This window comes from Streptomyces odontotermitis, from assembly GCF_050510915.1.
Classification (GTDB): domain Bacteria; phylum Actinomycetota; class Actinomycetes; order Streptomycetales; family Streptomycetaceae; genus Streptomyces.
In genome coordinates, this window is the sequence record NZ_JBNJLS010000019.1 from 170615 (window position 1) to 187612 (window position 16998).

The following is a 16998-nucleotide window of genomic DNA, read 5'->3' on the forward strand; positions in this document are numbered from 1 at the left end:
GACGATGAGTTCTCACGCCGGTTCGGCCGACCCGGCCAGTCCGCTCACCACGCTCGCGTTCGTGGAGAGCCCTGTTCAGCTCCTCAATGTCATGGAGTGGGCACATGCGGCGGGCGCGACGGGTTCCGCAACCGGTGGTGCGACCGGTTCGGCCGGGGAGCTCACCGTCGTGGTCCTGTCTCCCAACGACCCGATGACGCGGGGCCAGTTGCGCCGCATGGCACAGCTGGCCCGCGACGAGGGCGTACAGGTCCGCTGGGAGGAGGCGCGCGGCGGCCCCACGGCCCCCTTCCACACGGTCGGCGGCCTCGCGGGAGCGCTGCGCCGCGCGGACCGGGTCGTGATCGGCGACCCCTTCTCCCGCTACGTACAGCTGCTCCTGACGATCACGCGGGCGCGCTCCCTCGTCGTGGTCGACGACGGCACGGCCACGATGGAGTTCGTCTCCCAACTGGCGCGCGGCGAACGCCTGGTGCGCTGGCACCGCCGGGGCGGCCGCCCCGGCCCCCGCGACCTGGTCTTCGCCCCGGTCTCGGGGGCGGCCCGCCGCCGCCTGACCCCGAGCCCCCGCCGTACGGTGGAGGTCTTCTCGTCCATGCCGATCGAATCGGCGCCGGACGGGGTGACGGTGACGGCGAACGACTTCGCCTGGACGCGGGCCCGCTTCGGCCCGCCGCGCGTCTCGCGGGGCGCGGACCTGGTCGGCACGTCCCTGGTGGAAACGGGAGTCGTGGACCCCGACCGCTATGTCGATGCGGTGCGCGGCCTGGCGGTGGCGCACGGGGCGACGCGCTACTTCGCGCACCGCCGCGAGAGCGCGGAGAAACTCCACCGCCTCGCGGTCGAGACGGGCCTCCAAGTGGTCCGCCCCGACCTGCCGTTGGAGCTGATCGCACGCCGGGGCCCGATCGGACGGGTCATTCTGAGCTTCCCCTCAACGGTCGTCCACACACTGCCACTTGCCCTCGCGGGCACGGAGGTCAAGGTGGCGGTCATGGACATCGACCCGTCCTGGCTCACGGAGACGGCGTCGCCGCGGGCGCAGGGGTTCCTGTCGGGGGTGACGGGGACGGCGCGGGATGTGCAGAGGCTGGCTTCGGTGGCGGCTACGGCTACGGCTTGAGGGGGCGTGGCTCTCTCGGCCGCCGTCCGGCTACGGCCTGAGGTGCTCCCAGCTGATGAGCTGGTACGTCCGCCCGGCCTTCCCCTCCACCCACTCCGGCTCGTCGGTGTTGCTGAGCCGGTAACCGGTGGCCCGGGCGACGGCGATGCTGCCCGCGTTGCCGGGCTCGATCTGCAGGACGACGCGGGCGAGGCCGAGAGTGTCGTGGGCGTACGCGGTGAGCAGGTCCACGGCACGGCGGGCCAGCCCCTGCCCGCGGTGGGCGGCTCCGATGGCGTACCCCATGGTGCCCCGCTGGAGATTGAGCAGCACTTCACCGACGGGCACGTCTGCGTGTCCACTCCCACTCCCACTTCCACTTCCACCTCCCCTCTTACCTCCGTCTCCGTCGACCGCAACGGCAAGATGCAGCCGCTCACCCGTGGCCCGAGTCCGCCGGATCATCTCCAGGTACGCCCGCGCGGCCTCCAGGTCGAAGGGCGAGGCGAGCGGGGTGCGATGGGCGACCTCCTCCTCGTCGAAGAGCTCGACCATGGCGGGGAGGTCGGCTTCGGTCCACTCGCGGAGGGTGAGGGCGTCGCCTTCGAGGCGGAGGGGGACGGGGCCGGCGGGGCCGGCGGGACCGACTGGGCACATGCGGGCCATGGTGACACGCACGAGGCCCACGCACCGGCCGGGCACGCATGAACCCAACGGGAACGTAGGGGGCTCAGCCGCACCACGTGACGGGCACGCACCCGACACCCACGCACCCGGGTCGCACGTACCCGACGCGCACGCACCCGGGTCGCACGTACCCGACGCGCACGCACCCGGGTCGCACGTACCCGATACCCGACGCGCACGCACCCTGGTCGCACGTACCCGACGCGCACGCACCCGGGTCGCACGTACCCGTTACCCGACGCGCAGGCACCCAGCTCCCACGCACGCGACACACGACAGAGCCGGCCGTGACCCGTGGTGACCCAAGCCGTCGTACTGCCCGTCGCCGCCCCGGTCCGGCCCCGGCCCACCCACCACCCCCTCCACCCGGTGCGCGGCGCCAACCGACGAGTGGCCGCCGAACTGGCGCGACTCGTGCTGCCCCTCTCGCCCCCCCCCCGCACCGTCTTGGCCCACCCGCCATCCCCCTCCGCCGGGGGTGCGTCGCGGCTAGAGGTGGCCCGGAGACCGGGCTGACCGAGCCGAGTCGTGCCGCCCCTCTCGTCCCTCGCGCCGTCCTGGCCCACCCGCCACCCCCGCCACCATGTCCGGGTCGGGGCGGGCTCCATCGGCCTGGCCCAACTCCTGTCGCCATGGGCCTCGAAGGGCATGGCAGGGAGTTCCGTAAGGGATCAACAAGCCCGGCCCCGCCCCCGTACTCTGACAGGGACGAGCTGTGCAGAGAGGGGCAAGGCCGTGTCTTCAGATGCTTCCCCGGACCCGTTCGCAGAGCCGATTGCCTTCGGCCAGCGCATGCAGATTCTGCGAACCCGTCGCGGCATGAGCCGTGGGGTGCTGGCCGGGCTCTTGGGGAAGTCACCGAGCTGGGTCAAGCAAGTTGAGGGCGGGCGCCTTCAGATGCCCAAGCTCCCCATGGTGCTGCGTATCGCGGAGGCTCTCCGAGCCAGAGATCTCTCAGAGCTCACCGGCGATCAGTCAAGGGCCATCCACCTGTTTGCGGGCCCTGGACACGCGCGCCTGCCACACGTACGGAATGCCATCAACGAGTTTCCGTTGACCACGCGTCGAGAGGCACCGTCCCCCGCGCACCTGAGGGAACGGCTGGTCCGGGCATGGAGCGCCCGGCATTCCGCGCCGAACCACCGGGATGTCATCGGGGCGCTCCTGCCGGACCTCATCCGGGACGCGCAGCTCGCCGTGCTTCAGGCCGACACGGCATGTGAACGCCGCGCAGCCCAAGGGCTCTTGGCGGAGGCGTACAGCCTGAGCCAGTTCTTCATTGCTTACCAGCCGGACGCGTCGCTGTTGTGGCGGGTCGTGGAGCGCGGCATGGTCGCCGCCCAGGAGTCGGAGGACCCGCACACCATCGGTGTCTCCGCCTGGCTGGCCACGCAAGCGCATCGCGACAGCGGACACGCGCACTTCGACGCTGCGGATGCGGTGAATCTGGAGACCATCCGCTATCTGGAACCGCTCCTGCCCGACGCGGGCAACGATGTGCTCGCCATCTCCGGGGCGTTGCAATTCGAAGCCGGATACACCGCCGCGCGACGCGGCGACACCGGAACGGCCTGGCGGTACTGGGACACGGCACGGGCCCTGGCCAAGCGGCTGCCGGCCGACTACTACCACCCAGTGACGTCCTTCTCCCGTGCCGTGATGGGCGCGCACGCGGTCACCATCGCGGTCGAGCTGCACGCGGGTGCAGAGAGCGTCCGGCAAGCGGCAGCGGCGGACACGGCGACCATTCCCTCTCGTCCCCGGCGTGCCCGTCACCGCATCGAGGAAGCACGCGGCTACCAGCTCGACGGCCAGCCGGAGGCGGCACTCGCGACGCTCGACAAGGCGTACGAAGCGGCACCGGAGACCATTCGTTACAACGGCTACGCCCGCCGCATCGTGTTGGAGGAGGCGGATTCGAAGAGTCCGTCACAGCGGCGTCGAGCAAGTCAACTGGCCGTCAAGATCGGCGTATTGGCGGCGTGAGTGTAGGGGCACAAACTGTGCCCCTACTCCCTTCTCAGGGGCCCTACGGTCAGTCATCGCATGACCAACCAGCCCCCTGCGACCGTGCGATCGGTCCGGGGGCGTGGCCAACCTGAGAAAGCAGGTCGACATGCAGCACCGCATGACGAACCGCTCGGATGCCGTCCGGCTCCTTCCGTGGGTGAGCCCGGACGGCAAACCCTGTTTCCTGGCGGGTGATGGAAGGGGCTACCTCTCCCGCGTCGCGGACAACGTCGAGGCCATCCAGCTCGGCATGGGAGCGGATCTGCTCGGCCACGCGACCGACATACTCGGCGATCCGAAGACCTCATTCGGCGAACTCCGGTTTCTCGCCGCACGCTTGGTCGAGTCACTGACCGACGCGCTGCGCGTCGCGGAGAGCCGGGGCGCCCGTCTGCCCGTACTCCACGAGGATCTTGACTCCGTCGAGGCGGAGGACCTGGACGGGGCTGACGGATCCGGCGTGCCTCCTGTCAGGCCGCCGCCCCCGCACGCGGCGGCACCACCCGAATGTTGAACCCATACGTCCCCAGACCCCCCGCCACCCCCATGAACAGCAGCGCGAAGTGCTCCTGGCCGCGGGCCGTCGCGATGCCGCCCAGGTCGAGTTGGGAATCGGGGGACCAGCCCAGGTCGGTCAGGAGGTGGGACACCACGCGCTTGGCGGGCTCGTCCTCGCCCGAGAGGAACACCGTGCTGGGGCCCGTCAGGGAGTCCGGCGCCGTCATGACCGTGGAATCCATCGTGCAGAGTGCCTTGACGACCGCCACGTCGGGGAACGTGCGCTGGATCTCCTCTCCCAGTGACTCCTCCAGGTGCGTCAGGCCCAGTTCGGGCGTGAGGCCGACGCCCACGTCGAGGAGGATCCGTCCGTCCAGGACCTTCGCCCCGATGCCCTGGAGCAGCGCCACCGAGTCGCCGCCCGGCGTCGCGTTCACCAGTACCTCCGCGTGCTCCGCCGCCTCCCGCACGCCCGCCACGGGGAGCGCGAGGTCCGACCGGTCCTGCGGGGTGCGCGAGCCCAGCAGTACGTCATGTCCCCTGGCCGCCCACGCGGTTGCCAGCGCGCGGGCGACGTTGCCTGTTCCGAGGAGTCCGATTCGCATGGCCCTGACGCTAGGCCGGGGGCCGGTGGGTGTGGATCCATCCGCAGGACCAGGGGGCGTAGGAGGTGTGCCCTAGGCCGCCGGGACCACCTGGTCCAAGAGCGCCAAGTCCAGCTCGGCGAGGCGCACTTGATCCGCGATCACCTCGTACTCCGCCACCCGCCCCTCCGCCACCCTCACCCGCAGCGCGATCAGCAGCCGCCCGTACGGGGCCACGACGATGCCGGGGCGGCCGTCGACCAGGGCCGCCGCCGCGAACTGGGCGTTGCGGCGCAGCAGCACCGTCTCGCGGGCCACCTCGTGCGCGCCCCGTACCTCCGGCGCCACACCCGTCGGCAACGTCGCAGGGTCGGCCCTCCGTACGACATCGGGGGCCAGGGCAGTGAGGAGCGCGGTCAGGTCGCCGCCGCGCGCCGCCGCCAGGAACGCCTCGACCACCTCGCGGTGTGCCTCCAGGTCGGCCGGCGGGAGCGCCGGAGTGCCCTGCACCCTTCCCCGCGCCCGGCTCGCGAGCTTCTTCGTCGTGACGGGGGAGCGGTCCACGATCGGTGCGATCTCCGCGAACGGGACCGCGAACAGGTCGTGCAGGACGAACGCCACCCGCTCGGGGGGAGTCAAGGTGTCCAGGACCACGAGCAGCGCGCGGCCCACGGAGTCGGCCGTCAGCGCCTCCTCCTCGGGGGTCCCGGGGGTCCCGGGGGTCCCCCCTGTCCCTGGCGTCATCGCCTCGTCCGGCACCTGCTGCCCCACCAGGTCCACGCGCTGCGAGCGCGGTGAGCGCAGCACGTCCAGGCAGATGCGGGAGACGACCGTGCGCAGCCAGCCGCCCAGGTTCTCGATCGGGGCGTCCGCAGACCCCTCGGCGTCGCCCGCCGTCCGGGCCAGCCGCAGCCACGCCTCCTGCACCGCGTCGTCCGCCTCCGCCAGCGAACCCAGCATCCGGTACGCCACCGCCCGCAGGTGCCCCCGGTGCTCCTCGAACCGCTCGGCGAGCCGGTCCTCCACGTTCATGGACTCCATTGGTCACCTTTCCGCAGCGCCCCTCGTCACCACCATGACGTACGCGATCACGCCGAAGTGACCCGGCTGATGTGACCAGGGAGAGAAGAGACCGATGACCACGCTGCTGCACCTCGACTCCAGTTCCAGCCCCGCCGCCGACTCCGTCACCCGCCAGCTCACCGAGCGCTTCGTGGCCGCCTGGCGCACCCTCCACCCCGAGCCCGAGCCCGAGCCCGAGCACCGGTACCTCTACCGCGACCTGTCCGCCGACCCCGTCCCGCTGATCTCCGGCGCGTACGCCTCCCTGGGGCAGCGCGTGGAGCGGCTCGGGGGCGTGGCGCTCGACAAGGTCGCCGCGGTCGCCGAGGACGCGGCGGAGGAGCGGGAGTGGGCGCTGACCCTGCCGCTCGTCGAGCAGCTGCGGGCGGCGGACACCGTGCTCCTGGGGGTCCCGATGTACAACTTCACCGTGTCCGCCGCCCTGAAGGCATGGATCGACCGCGTCAGCTTCCCCGGTGCGTACGGTGATGTGGCGCAAGGTGCGAGCGTGCTGTGCGACACCCGTTTCGTCCTCCTCATGGCCCGTGGAGGCGCCTACGGGCCCGGCACCCCGCGCGAGGGGTGCGACTTCCAAACCCCGTATCTGCGCGCCTACTTCACCCAGATGCTCGGTGTCCCCGCCGAGAACCTGCACTTCGTGGCCGCCGAGATGACCCGGGCCTGGGACATCCCCGCCCTCGCCCGGTTCCAGGACCTCGCGGTGAGCTCCCGGCGCCGGGCCGATGACTTGTCAAGCGACCTTGCCGCCATCTGTCGGAAAAGGCCGTGAGTTTACCCACCCCTACGACACGCCATGCGCACCACGGCCACTTTTTCTTCCCCTATCGGGCTGAACTTTTGTTGATCGTGGGCCAGTTGGCCCCTTGGCCGCCCTACCCTTCAGAGGGTGAACCAAGTGATGTCCCGCGAGTCCGAAGCAGGAGCCGAAGCAGAGGGCGGAGCAGGAGCCGACGCCCCGGCAGGGGGTGAGGCCGCTCCGGCGGCCCTGCTGCCCGGCGCGCTGCCCGAGGCGCTGCGCGCCGAACTCGTCGCCTTCCGACGCGACTTGCACATGCACCCCGAGCTCGGCAACCAGGAGTTCCGTACGACCGCCGCCCTCAAGGCGCGGTTGGAGGAGGCGGGGCTCGAGCCGAGGATTCTCGCCATCGGGACCGGGCTCATCTGCGATATCGGAACGGATGGCTGGGACGGCACGCGGCCGTTGCTCGCGCTGCGGGCCGACATCGACGCGCTGCCCATCCCCGACACGAAGGACGTCGACTACCGGTCGACGGTGCCGCACCGCGCCCACGCCTGCGGGCACGACGTGCACACCACCGTCGTCCTGGGCGCCGGGCTCGTCCTCGCCGAGCTGGCACAGCGCGGTGAACTCCCGTATCCGGTACGGCTGATCTTCCAGCCCGCCGAGGAGGTGCTGCCGGGCGGCGCCCCGGACGCCATCGAGTCGGGGGTGCTCGACGGGGTGGGGCGGATCATCGGGGTGCACTGCGATCCGCGCGTGGACGCCGGGCGCATCGGGCTGCGGCACGGGCCCATCACCTCGGCCTGCGACCGCCTCGAGGTCTCGCTCGACGGGGCGGGCGGGCACACCGCGCGGCCGCACCTCACCACGGACCTGGTGACCGCCGCGGCGAAGGTGGTCACCGAGGTGCCGCCGCTGGTCGCGCGGCGCGTCGACGCGCGGTCGGGGCTCGCCGTGACCTGGGGGCGGCTGGAGGCCGGGCACGCCTGCAACGTCATCCCGCAGCACGCCGAGCTGTCCGGCACGGTGCGCTGCCTGGACCTGGAGACCTGGCGGCAGGCGCCCGACCTGGTGCACGGTGCGATCCAGGAGATCGCGGACCTGTACCGCGCCAAGCCGGTGATCAACTACATCCGGGGTGTGCCTCCGGTCGTCAACGACCCGGAGATCACCGACCTGTTGCGGGGTGCCATGACCGCGCGGCGGGGTGTGCAGTCCATCGAGGACACCGAGCAGAGCCTCGGTGGTGAGGACTTCTCCTGGTACCTGGAGCGGGTGCCCGGCGCGATGGCCCGGCTCGGTGTGCGCACGCCCGGCGAGCGCACCGTCCGCGACCTCCACCAGGGGGACTTCGACGCCGACGAGTCGGCGATCACGGTCGGCGTGGAGCTGTTCACGGCGGCCGCCCTGCTGGACACCCGGGTGGTCTGACAGCCGGTCTGACAGCCGGTCCGACGGCCGGTCCGACGGCCGGTCCGACGGCCGTGTGCGCCGGGGCCCATGGTGCCCCGGCGCAGATGCCCCCGCCACGAATCGATAACAGCCGTGCGAAACCCCGTTCCGCTGCCTTTCTACGCGCGTTACGGTTCGCCCCAAATCAGCGCCGTCAACGGTGCGTTGGGGAACGTAAGGGGTGCGTCCTGTGCGTCGTGTATCGAGACTTTCCCAAGTGGCCGTGGCGGTGGCGGCTCTCGCCCTCGCGGCCTCCGCGTGCGGCAAGACCAGCTCCGAGTCCGCCGGTGACGACGAGGGCGGCAAGTCCGGCTCGGGCGTCTCCAAGAACTACAAGGGCAAGGGCATCGGCCTCGCGTACGACATCGGCGGCAAGGGCGACCAGTCCTTCAACGACGCCGCGTACGCCGGATTCGCCAAGGCCCGCAAGGACTTCAAGATCGGCGGCCGGGACATGGAGCCGTCCGACGGCGAGTCCGCCGCCGACAAGGTGCAGCGCCTGGAGCAGCTGGCCGCCAAGGGCTACAACCCGGTCATCGGCATCGGCTACATCTACGCACCCGCCGTGCAGGCCGCCGCGAAGAAGTTCCCGAAGACGACGTTCGGGATCGTCGACGACGCCTCGGTGAAGGCGGACAACGTCGCCGACCTGGTCTTCCACGAGGAACAGAGTTCCTATCTGGCGGGCGTCGCCGCGGCGAAAGTCACGAAGGTGAAGCATGTCGGATTCATCGGCGGTGTCGACAACAACCTGATTCACAAATTCGAGGCCGGATTCGTGCAGGGCGTGCACTCCGTCGACCCGAAGATCAAAATCGAGAAGCGGTATTTGACGGAAAAGGCCGAAGACGGCGGATTCAGCAGCCCGGACAAGGGCGAGAGCGCCGCGAGCGGCCAGATCGAGGACGGGGCGGACGTCATCTACCACGCGGCGGGCCTCTCCGGGCAGGGCGTGATCCAGGAGGCCGGCTCCAAGAAGGTGTGGGCGATCGGCGTCGACTCCGACCAGTACAAGCAGAAGCCCCTAGCCAAGTACAAGGACTACATCCTCGGTTCCGCCCTGAAGGACGTCGGCGGCGCCGTCTACGACCTCACGAAGTCGGTCGTCGAGGGCAAGCCGATGGCGGGCGAGCAGCGCTACGACCTGAAGTCGGGCCGCGTCGGCTTCGCCGACACCAACCCCAAGTACCAGGCCATGAAGGACACCGTGGCCGCCGTCGAGAAGGCCAAGAAGGACATCGTCAGCGGCAAGGTCACGGTCAAGACCGTGCCGTAGCCGCCCGGCGGCCGCCCCGCGGTCACCCGGCGGCGGCTTTGTAGGAAATGTGGGCGCTCCCCGGCCTCGGGGGGGCGCCCACCCTTCGTACACGTGCGAGCAATGTTGCGGCCACAGCTCGATAACGGACCGGACAGAAGGGTTCTTCTGGTTGGTCTACGCGCGTTACGCTGCGGCGAAATCAGCGCCGGGTGAGGCGCTCGTACGTGCTTTGTGCATGTGTACAAAAGGAGTTCGTCTCTATGCGCCGGGTGTCTCGAATAGCAGTCGCGGGCTGTGCGACCGCTGCCCTCGCTGTTTCTGTCTCTGCCTGTGGCGGCACGTCGAGCGACGCCGCCGGTTCCTCCGACGGCGGCAAGGGCAAGGGCATCGCCATCGCGTACGACGTCGGTGGCAAGGGCGACCAGTCCTTCAACGACGCCGCCACGCGCGGCATGGACAAGGCCGCCAAGGACCTCAAGATCGGCAAGGACGCCGTCGAGCCCACCGACGGTGAGTCCGACGCCGACAAGGTGCAGCGCCTCACTCAGCTCGCCAAGAAGGGCTACAACCCCGTGATCGGCATCGGCTACGCCTATGCCCCCGCGGTCAAGGAGGTCGCCAAGCAGTTCCCGAAGACCTCCTTCGGCATCGTCGACGACGCCACGATCCAGGAGAAGAACGTCTCGGACCTGGTCTTCAACGAGGAGCAGTCCTCCTACCTCGCGGGCGTCGTCGCCGCCAAGGCCACCAAGACCAAGACCGTCGGCTTCGTCGGCGGCGTCAACAACAACCTGATCCGCAAGTTCGAGGCGGGCTACGTCCAGGGCGTCGCCTCCGTGGACAAGTCGATCAAGGTCAAGCGCAAGATGATCACCGAGAAGGCCGAGGACGGCGGCTTCTCCAGCCCCGACAAGGGCAAGGAGGCCGCGAGCGGCCAGATCGACGACGACAACGCCGACGTGGTGTACCACGCCGCGGGCCTGTCGGGTCAGGGAGTCATCGAGGCCGCCGCCGCGAAGAAGGTCTGGGCGATCGGTGTCGACTCCGACCAGTACCTGCAGAAGCCCCTCGCGGCGTACAAGAAGTACATCCTGACCTCGGCCACGAAGGACGTCGAGGGGGCGGTGTACAACCTGGCCAAGCAGGTCCAGGATGGGAGCGCCAAGGGCGGTGTGGTCCGCGCGGACCTTGCCTCCGGCGGCGTCGGACTCGCGGACTCGAACCCCGAGTTCAAGAAGATGACCGACCTGCAGGCGGCCCTCAAGAAGGCCGAGGACGGCATCAAGAGCGGCAAGATCAAGGTCAAGACCACGCTGTAATGGCGGCGTGGGCCTGTCCGGCGGATCAGGCCGCAGTGTTCCAAGCTGCGCCTGGTGTCGCTGGTGAGCGGGGTCTGGTGCGTGCAGCTGCAAGGCGGAGGAGGGCGACAACGCGGAGCGTTGGCAACCGACGACAACGCCGCAGATGTACGTGCCGGACCCCGCGACCGCGGCAAGATCCGCCGGACAGGCCCACCACGGCTGTGGAGCGGGGTGTGGGCAGGATCGTCGTCCTCGCGGGGACGACCGGTCCGCCGCACCCCGCTCCGCGCGCCGACCCCCTCAACAGCCGTGCGGCGCGCGGCGGTTGAGGCTCCCAGCTAGGGGCAGCACTGCGCGCTCAGCGATCAGGTGGTGGCCCCTTTCCTTAAGGATTCCCGAGGAGAGTGCGCCATCGACGCGTCCACCAGCCCAGACACGGGCAAGACCACCGTCCGGGCCACCGCCGTTGAGCTCAGCGGCATCACCAAGCGCTTCCCGGGCGTCGTGGCCAACCACGACATCCACCTGACGGTCCGCAAGGGCACCGTGCACGCCCTCGTCGGCGAGAACGGGGCCGGCAAGTCGACCCTGATGAAGATCCTCTACGGCATGCAGAAGCCGGACGAGGGCACCATCGCCGTCGACGGACAGCAGGTGAGCTTCGCCAGCCCCGCCGACGCCATCGCGCGCGGCATCGGCATGGTGCACCAGCACTTCATGCTGGCCGACCAGCTGACGGTCCTGGAGAACATCACCCTCGGCAGCGAGAAGCTGCACGGCATCGGCGCCGGGGCCCGCAAGAAGATCGCCGAGATATCCGAGCGGTACGGGCTCGGGGTGCGCCCCGACGCGTACGTGGAGGACCTCGGCGTCGCCGACCGCCAGCGCGTGGAGATCCTCAAGGTCCTCTACCGCGGCGCCACCACGCTGATCCTGGACGAGCCCACCGCCGTCCTGGTGCCGCAGGAGGTCGACGCGCTCTTCGACAACCTCCGCGAGCTCAAGGCGGAGGGCCTCTCCGTCATCTTCATCTCGCACAAGCTGGGCGAGGTGCTCTCGGTCGCCGACGACATCACGGTCATCCGGCGGGGCACGACGGTCGGCACGGCGATCCCGTCCGAGACGACGCCGCGCCAGCTCGCCGAGCTGATGGTGGGCAGCGAGCTGCCGACCCCGGAGACCGCCGAGTCGACGGTCACCGAGCGGCCGATGATCGAGGTCCGCGGCCTCAGGCTCCTCGCGGAGGGCGGCCGTCCGCTCCTGGACGACATCAGCTTCACCATCCACGAGGGCGAGGTCCTCGGCCTCGCGGGCGTCGAGGGCAACGGCCAGACCGAGCTGATCGACGCACTCATCGGCCTCAAGGGCGCCGACTCCGGCGAGATCCACCTCGCGGGCGAGGACATCACCGCCTGGGCCACCCGCAAGCGCCGCGAACAAGGCGTCGGCTACATCCCCGAGGACCGCCACCGCCACGGCCTGCTCCTGGAGTCCCCCCTCTGGGAGAACCGCATCCTCGGCCACGTCACCGAGAAGCCCAACGCGAAGGGCTTCTGGCTGGACCCCAAGGGCGCCCAGGCCGACACCCGGCGCATCGTCGAGGAGTACGACGTCCGTACGCCCGGCATCGACGTGACGGCGGCCTCCCTCTCCGGCGGCAACCAGCAGAAGCTGATCGTCGGCCGCGAGATGAGCCACCGGCCGCGCTTTTTGATCGCCGCCCACCCCACGCGCGGCGTGGACGTCGGCGCGCAGGCCCAGATCTGGGACCAGATCCGCGAGGCCCGCCGCGAGGGCCTCGCCGTCCTCCTCATCTCCGCGGACCTGGACGAGCTGATCGGCCTCTCCGACACCCTGCGGGTCATCTACCGCGGCCAGTTGGTCGCGGACGCCGACCCGGCCACCATCACGCCGGAGGAGCTGGGCTCGGCGATGACGGGCGCGGCGTCGGGCCACCTGGAACACGTAGAAGAAGAGGCCGCCGAAGCCCCCGGGGACCACGCCCCCGAGGCCGCGGACGCCGACGCCCCGGAGGACGAGGCCCGATGAAGAAGTTCGACAAGGAGCGGGTGCTCCTCGCGGTGGCCGGACCGGTCATCGCCCTCGTCGTGGCCGTGGTGCTCACCTCGGTCGTGCTGCTCGCGTCGGGCAAGAACCCGATCGAGCCGTACCAGCTGATGTTCAAGCAGGTCGCCTACTCCGACATCCAGGTCCTGACGATCAACCAGGCCGGGATGTACTACCTGGCGGCGCTCGCGGTGGCCATCGGCTTCCGCATGAACCTCTTCAACATCGGTGTGGACGGCCAGTATCGCCTCGCCGCCCTGGTCACCGCGGTGGTCGGCGCGCACGTGGCGCTGCCGTCCTTCCTCCAGATCCCGCTGCTCATCCTGGTCGCGATGCTGACGGGCGCCTTCTGGGCGGGCATCGCGGGCATCCTGAAGACCACGCGCGGAGTCAGCGAGGTCGTCTCCTCGATCATGCTGAACTCGATCGCGACCAGCGTCATCGGCTACCTCACGCTCGCCGACAACTTCGGCGTCCCGGTCGAGAACAACATGACGACCGGCGTCATGCACAAGTCCGGCTGGTTCCCCGGCATCGACATGGGCGCCGCCGGCGAGATCTACGGCTTCGTGGTCATCGCCGTCCTCGCGGGCATCGTCTACTGGCTGGTCCTCAACCGCACCCGCTTCGGCTTCGACCTGCGCGCCACCGGCGCCTCCGAGTCGGCGGCCGCCGCCAGCGGCGTGAACGCCAAGCGCATGGTGCTCACCGCGATCGTGCTCTCCGGCGCGATCGCCGGCCTCTCGGGCCTGCCGATCCTCCTCGGCGACGCCCACACCTACAGCCAGACCTTCCCCGCGGGCCTCGGCTTCACCGCCATCGGCATCGCCCTGCTCGGCCGCAACAACCCGGTCGGCATCGCCTTCGCCTCGCTCCTGTGGGCCTTCCTCGACAAGGCGTCCCCGGCCCTCGACTACGCGGAGCCCGTCGCGTACGACAAGGAGATCGCGGTGATCATGCAGGGCCTCATCGTGATCGCGGTCGTCGTCTCCTACGAGGCGGTGCGCCGCTGGGGCCTCAAGCGCCAGCAGCAGCGCGTCGGTGAGGAACTGGCCGCCGCCGCGCGCGCCACGGGCACCGACGGCAACGGCAACGGCAACAACAACGACTCCGTGAAGGAGGTGGCTGCCCGATGAGTACGGCAACCGTCGCCAAGTCCCCGTCCCAGCAGCCCGCTTCGGGCAAGCGCGGCCGCCGCCTCTCGCTGCCGGTCGTCCTTCTGATCATTGCGGGCGTCCTGGTCCTGACCTCCGTCGTGCGCCTCATCACCGGCGCGGACGGCATCACCTCCACCGGCCAGATGTCCACGGCCCTGCGCCTGGCCGTGCCGATCGGCCTCGCGGGCCTCGGCGGCCTGTGGGCCGAGCGCGCGGGCGTCGTCAACATCGGCCTCGAGGGCATGCTCATCCTCGGCACCTGGTTCGGCGCCTGGGCGGGCTACCAGTGGGGCCCGTGGGTCGGCATCCTCTTCGGTGTCCTCGGCGGCGCGATCGGCGGACTGCTGCACGCGATCGTCACGGTCACCTTCAACGTGAACCACATCGTCTCCGGTGTGGCCATCAACATCCTCGCCCTGGGCGCGACCCGCTACCTCTCCACCTTCGCCTTCGAGGGCAAGGAGGGCGGCACGTCCAAGCAGTCCCCGCCCGTCGACTCGCTCGGCAAGTTCTCGGTGCCCGGCCTCTCGGACTGGCTCGCGGACCTCAACCACAAGGGCTGGTTCCTGGTCTCGGACGTGGCGGGCCTGGTCGGCGGCCTGGTCACCGACCTGTCGCCGCTCACCGTGATCGCCGTCGCGATGATCCCGCTGACCTGGTGGGTGCTGTGGCGCAGCTCCTTCGGTCTCCGCCTGCGCTCCTGCGGCGAGAACCCGGTGGCGGCCGAGTCCCTCGGCGTGAACGTCTACAAGTACAAGTACCTGGCGGTCGTCATCTCCGGCGGCCTCGCGGGCCTCGGCGGCGCGTTCCTGTCGCTCGTGGCCTCCAACATCTACCTGGAGGGCCAGACGGGCGGCCGCGGCTACATCGGCCTCGCCGCGATGATCTTCGGCAACTGGATGCCGGGCGGACTCGCCCTCGGCGCGGGCCTGTTCGGCTACACCGACAGCCTGCGGCTGCGCGGCGGCGGCGACAACGTCCACGCGCTGCTGCTCCTCCTCGCGATCCTGATCCTGATCGGCGCGGCCTACCTGGTCTGGCGCAAGCGCTACGTCCCCGCCGTCATCACGGCGGCGGTGTCGGTGCTGATGTTCGCGTGGTACGCCTTGACGGACGAGGTGCCCAACCAGGTCGTCACCGCGACCCCGTACGTCGTGACGCTCCTGGTCCTGTCCCTCTCAGCACAGCGCCTGCGGATGCCGAAGGCGGACGGAATGCCGTACCGAAAGGGCCAAGGAAAGTGACGCCAGCCGCCGCGGACACCGACTCCGACTCCGAACGGTTCGACTGGAGCGCCCTGCGGGAGGCCGCGCGGGATGCCATGTCCCGCGCGTACGCCCCGTATTCGGGCTTCCCGGTCGGCGCCGCGGCACGGGCCGACGACGGCAGGACCGTCACCGGCTGCAATGTGGAGAACGCCTCGTACGGCCTCGGCCTGTGCGCCGAGTGCGGCCTGGTCTCCCAGCTCCAGCTGACCGGCGGCGGCCGCCTCACGCACTTCACGTGCGTGGACGGCAAGGGCGAACTGCTCATGCCGTGCGGCCGCTGCCGCCAGCTCCTGTACGAGTTCGGGGGCGCCGAGCTGCTCCTGGAGACGGGCTCGGGGATCCGCCCTCTCTCCGACCTCCTCCCGGACGCGTTCGGCCCGGAGAACCTCAACTGACGTACGGCCCCTGCCTGTTGCTCACCAACGGGCGGGGGCCGTCTCCATTTCAGCGCTCTATGCGCGTAGAGTCGCGGTGCCGGTTCAGGCGTGCTGTGCCGGTTCAGGTGCAAGGAAGGGAACTGCCATGGACGTCATTTCCGTCATCCGCACGAAGCGGGACAAGGGCGTGCTCAGCGACGCCCAGATCGACTGGGTCATCGACGCGTACACGCGCGGCGAGGTCGCCGACGAACAGATGTCGTCCCTGGCCATGGCCATCCTCCTGAACGGCATGACCCGCCCCGAGATCGCCCGCTGGACGGCGGCGATGATCGCGTCCGGCGACCGCATGGACTTCTCCTCCTCCCTCTCCCGCCCCACGGCGGACAAGCACTCCACGGGCGGGGTGGGCGACAAGATCACCCTCCCCCTGGCCCCCCTGGTGGCGGCGTGCGGCGCCGCCGTCCCCCAGCTCTCGGGCCGCGGCCTCGGCCACACGGGCGGCACCCTGGACAAGCTGGAGTCGATCCCGGGCTGGAAGGCGCTCCTCTCGAACGAGGAAATGCTGGACGTCCTGAACGGCACGGGCGCCGTGATCTGCGCGGCGGGCGACGGCCTGGCCCCCGCGGACAAGAAGCTCTACGCGCTCCGCGATGTGACGGGCACGGTCGAGGCGATCCCCCTCATCGCCTCCTCGATCATGTCGAAGAAGATCGCGGAAGGCACGGACTCCCTGGTCCTGGACGTGAAGGTGGGCTCCGGCGCCTTCATGAAGAACATCGAGGACGCCCGCGAACTGGCCTCCACGATGGTCGAGTTGGGCACGGACAGCGGGGTGCGCACGGTGGCCCTGCTGACGGACATGTCGACCCCGCTGGGCCTGACGGCAGGCAACGCCCTTGAGGTCCGTGAATCGGTCGAGGTCCTGGCGGGCGGCGGCCCCGCGGACGTCGTGGAACTCACCCTGGCCCTCGCGAGGGAAATGCTGACCGCGGCGGGTCTGCCCGACACCGACCCGGCGAAGGCGTTGGCCGACGGCTCAGCGATGGACGTGTGGCGTCGCATGATCGCGGCACAGGGCGGCGACCCGGACGCGGAGCTGCCGACGGCGAGGGAGCGGCACGTGGTGACGGCCCCGTCCTCGGGCGTCCTGACCCGCCTCGACGCGTACGACATCGGCGTCGCGGCCTGGCGCCTGGGCGCGGGCCGGGCCCGCAAGGAGGACCCGGTGCAGGCGGCGGCAGGCGTGGAACTGCACGCGAAGCCGGGCGACTCCGTCGCGGAGGGCCAGCCACTGCTCACCCTCCACACGGACACTCCTGAGCGCTTCGAGTACGCGCTGGAGTCGGTGGCGGGCTCGTACGACATCGCGGCGGCGGGAACACGCTTCGAGGCGACGCCGATCGTGCGGG

The 16998-nt window shown here is 70.3% G+C and carries 15 protein-coding genes; 12 read left to right on the forward strand and 3 right to left on the reverse strand.

Translation table 11 applies throughout. The features are described from left to right. The first annotated feature begins 4 nt into the window (after nt 1-4). On the forward strand, nt 5-1123 hold the full coding sequence (locus ACQB60_RS36100) for a hypothetical protein (protein ID WP_496930340.1): 1119 nt from the start codon (nt 5-7) through the stop codon (nt 1121-1123). 30 nt (nt 1124-1153) lie between these two features. Here the strand turns inward: ACQB60_RS36100 and ACQB60_RS36105 are convergent, their stop codons facing one another. Next, the gene (locus ACQB60_RS36105; protein WP_496930341.1) at nt 1154-1759 is read right to left on the reverse strand and encodes a GNAT family N-acetyltransferase; all 606 of its coding nucleotides are present in this window, start codon (nt 1757-1759) and stop codon (nt 1154-1156) included. Between the two features lie 765 nt (nt 1760-2524). On the opposite strand from ACQB60_RS36105, the gene ACQB60_RS36110 reads away from it, so the two are divergent. After that, on the forward strand, nt 2525-3775 hold the full coding sequence (locus ACQB60_RS36110; protein ID WP_496930342.1) for a helix-turn-helix domain-containing protein: 1251 nt from the start codon (nt 2525-2527) through the stop codon (nt 3773-3775). 103 nt (nt 3776-3878) lie between these two features. Beyond that, entirely contained in the window at nt 3879-4313 is a 435-nt protein-coding gene (locus ACQB60_RS36115; RefSeq protein WP_496930343.1) for a hypothetical protein, read from the forward strand. Here ACQB60_RS36115 and ACQB60_RS36120 read toward each other — a convergent pair. Both ACQB60_RS36120 and ACQB60_RS36125 read right to left on the reverse strand, forming a co-directional pair. Next, nucleotides 4270-4902 (reverse strand): NADPH-dependent F420 reductase, encoded by a 633-nt coding sequence (locus ACQB60_RS36120; protein ID WP_496930344.1) that lies wholly within the window; start codon nt 4900-4902, stop codon nt 4270-4272. The two genes, ACQB60_RS36115 and ACQB60_RS36120, sit on opposite strands and share 44 nt — an antisense overlap. Nucleotides 4903-4974: 72 nt before the next feature. Continuing rightward, on the reverse strand, nt 4975-5913 hold the full coding sequence (locus tag ACQB60_RS36125; protein WP_496930360.1) for a sigma-70 family RNA polymerase sigma factor: 939 nt from the start codon (nt 5911-5913) through the stop codon (nt 4975-4977). 103 nt (nt 5914-6016) lie between these two features. On the opposite strand from ACQB60_RS36125, the gene ACQB60_RS36130 reads away from it, so the two are divergent. From ACQB60_RS36130 to ACQB60_RS36170, 9 genes are all read left to right on the forward strand, one after another. Beyond that, nucleotides 6017-6733, forward strand: a complete 717-nt coding sequence (locus ACQB60_RS36130; RefSeq protein WP_496930345.1) for an NAD(P)H-dependent oxidoreductase — start codon at nt 6017-6019, stop codon at nt 6731-6733. Nucleotides 6734-6862: 129 nt separating this feature from the next. Next, nucleotides 6863-8137, forward strand: a complete 1275-nt coding sequence (locus ACQB60_RS36135; protein ID WP_496930361.1) for a M20 family metallopeptidase — start codon at nt 6863-6865, stop codon at nt 8135-8137. A gap of 211 nt (nt 8138-8348) precedes the next feature. Further along, nucleotides 8349-9434 (forward strand): BMP family lipoprotein, encoded by a 1086-nt coding sequence (locus ACQB60_RS36140; RefSeq protein WP_496930346.1) that lies wholly within the window; start codon nt 8349-8351, stop codon nt 9432-9434. Between the two features lie 242 nt (nt 9435-9676). Next, on the forward strand, nt 9677-10735 hold the full coding sequence (locus ACQB60_RS36145; RefSeq protein WP_496930347.1) for a BMP family lipoprotein: 1059 nt from the start codon (nt 9677-9679) through the stop codon (nt 10733-10735). A gap of 393 nt (nt 10736-11128) precedes the next feature. Beyond that, entirely contained in the window at nt 11129-12766 is a 1638-nt protein-coding gene (locus ACQB60_RS36150) for an ABC transporter ATP-binding protein (RefSeq protein WP_496930362.1), read from the forward strand. Further along, nucleotides 12763-13920, forward strand: a complete 1158-nt coding sequence (locus ACQB60_RS36155) for an ABC transporter permease (RefSeq protein WP_496930348.1) — start codon at nt 12763-12765, stop codon at nt 13918-13920. The genes ACQB60_RS36150 and ACQB60_RS36155 overlap by 4 nt, the downstream gene beginning before the upstream one ends. Then, a complete protein-coding gene (locus tag ACQB60_RS36160; protein WP_496930349.1) occupies nt 13917-15185 on the forward strand; it encodes an ABC transporter permease in 1269 nt (422 codons plus the stop codon). Before ACQB60_RS36155 ends, ACQB60_RS36160 begins: the two co-directional genes overlap by 4 nt. Further along, on the forward strand, nt 15182-15604 hold the full coding sequence (locus ACQB60_RS36165) for a cytidine deaminase (protein WP_496930350.1): 423 nt from the start codon (nt 15182-15184) through the stop codon (nt 15602-15604). Before ACQB60_RS36160 ends, ACQB60_RS36165 begins: the two co-directional genes overlap by 4 nt. Before the next feature lie 127 nt (nt 15605-15731). Continuing rightward, nucleotides 15732-16998, forward strand: a 1267-nt coding sequence (locus ACQB60_RS36170) for a thymidine phosphorylase (RefSeq protein ID WP_496930351.1), incomplete at its 3' end; no start/stop codon positions are given.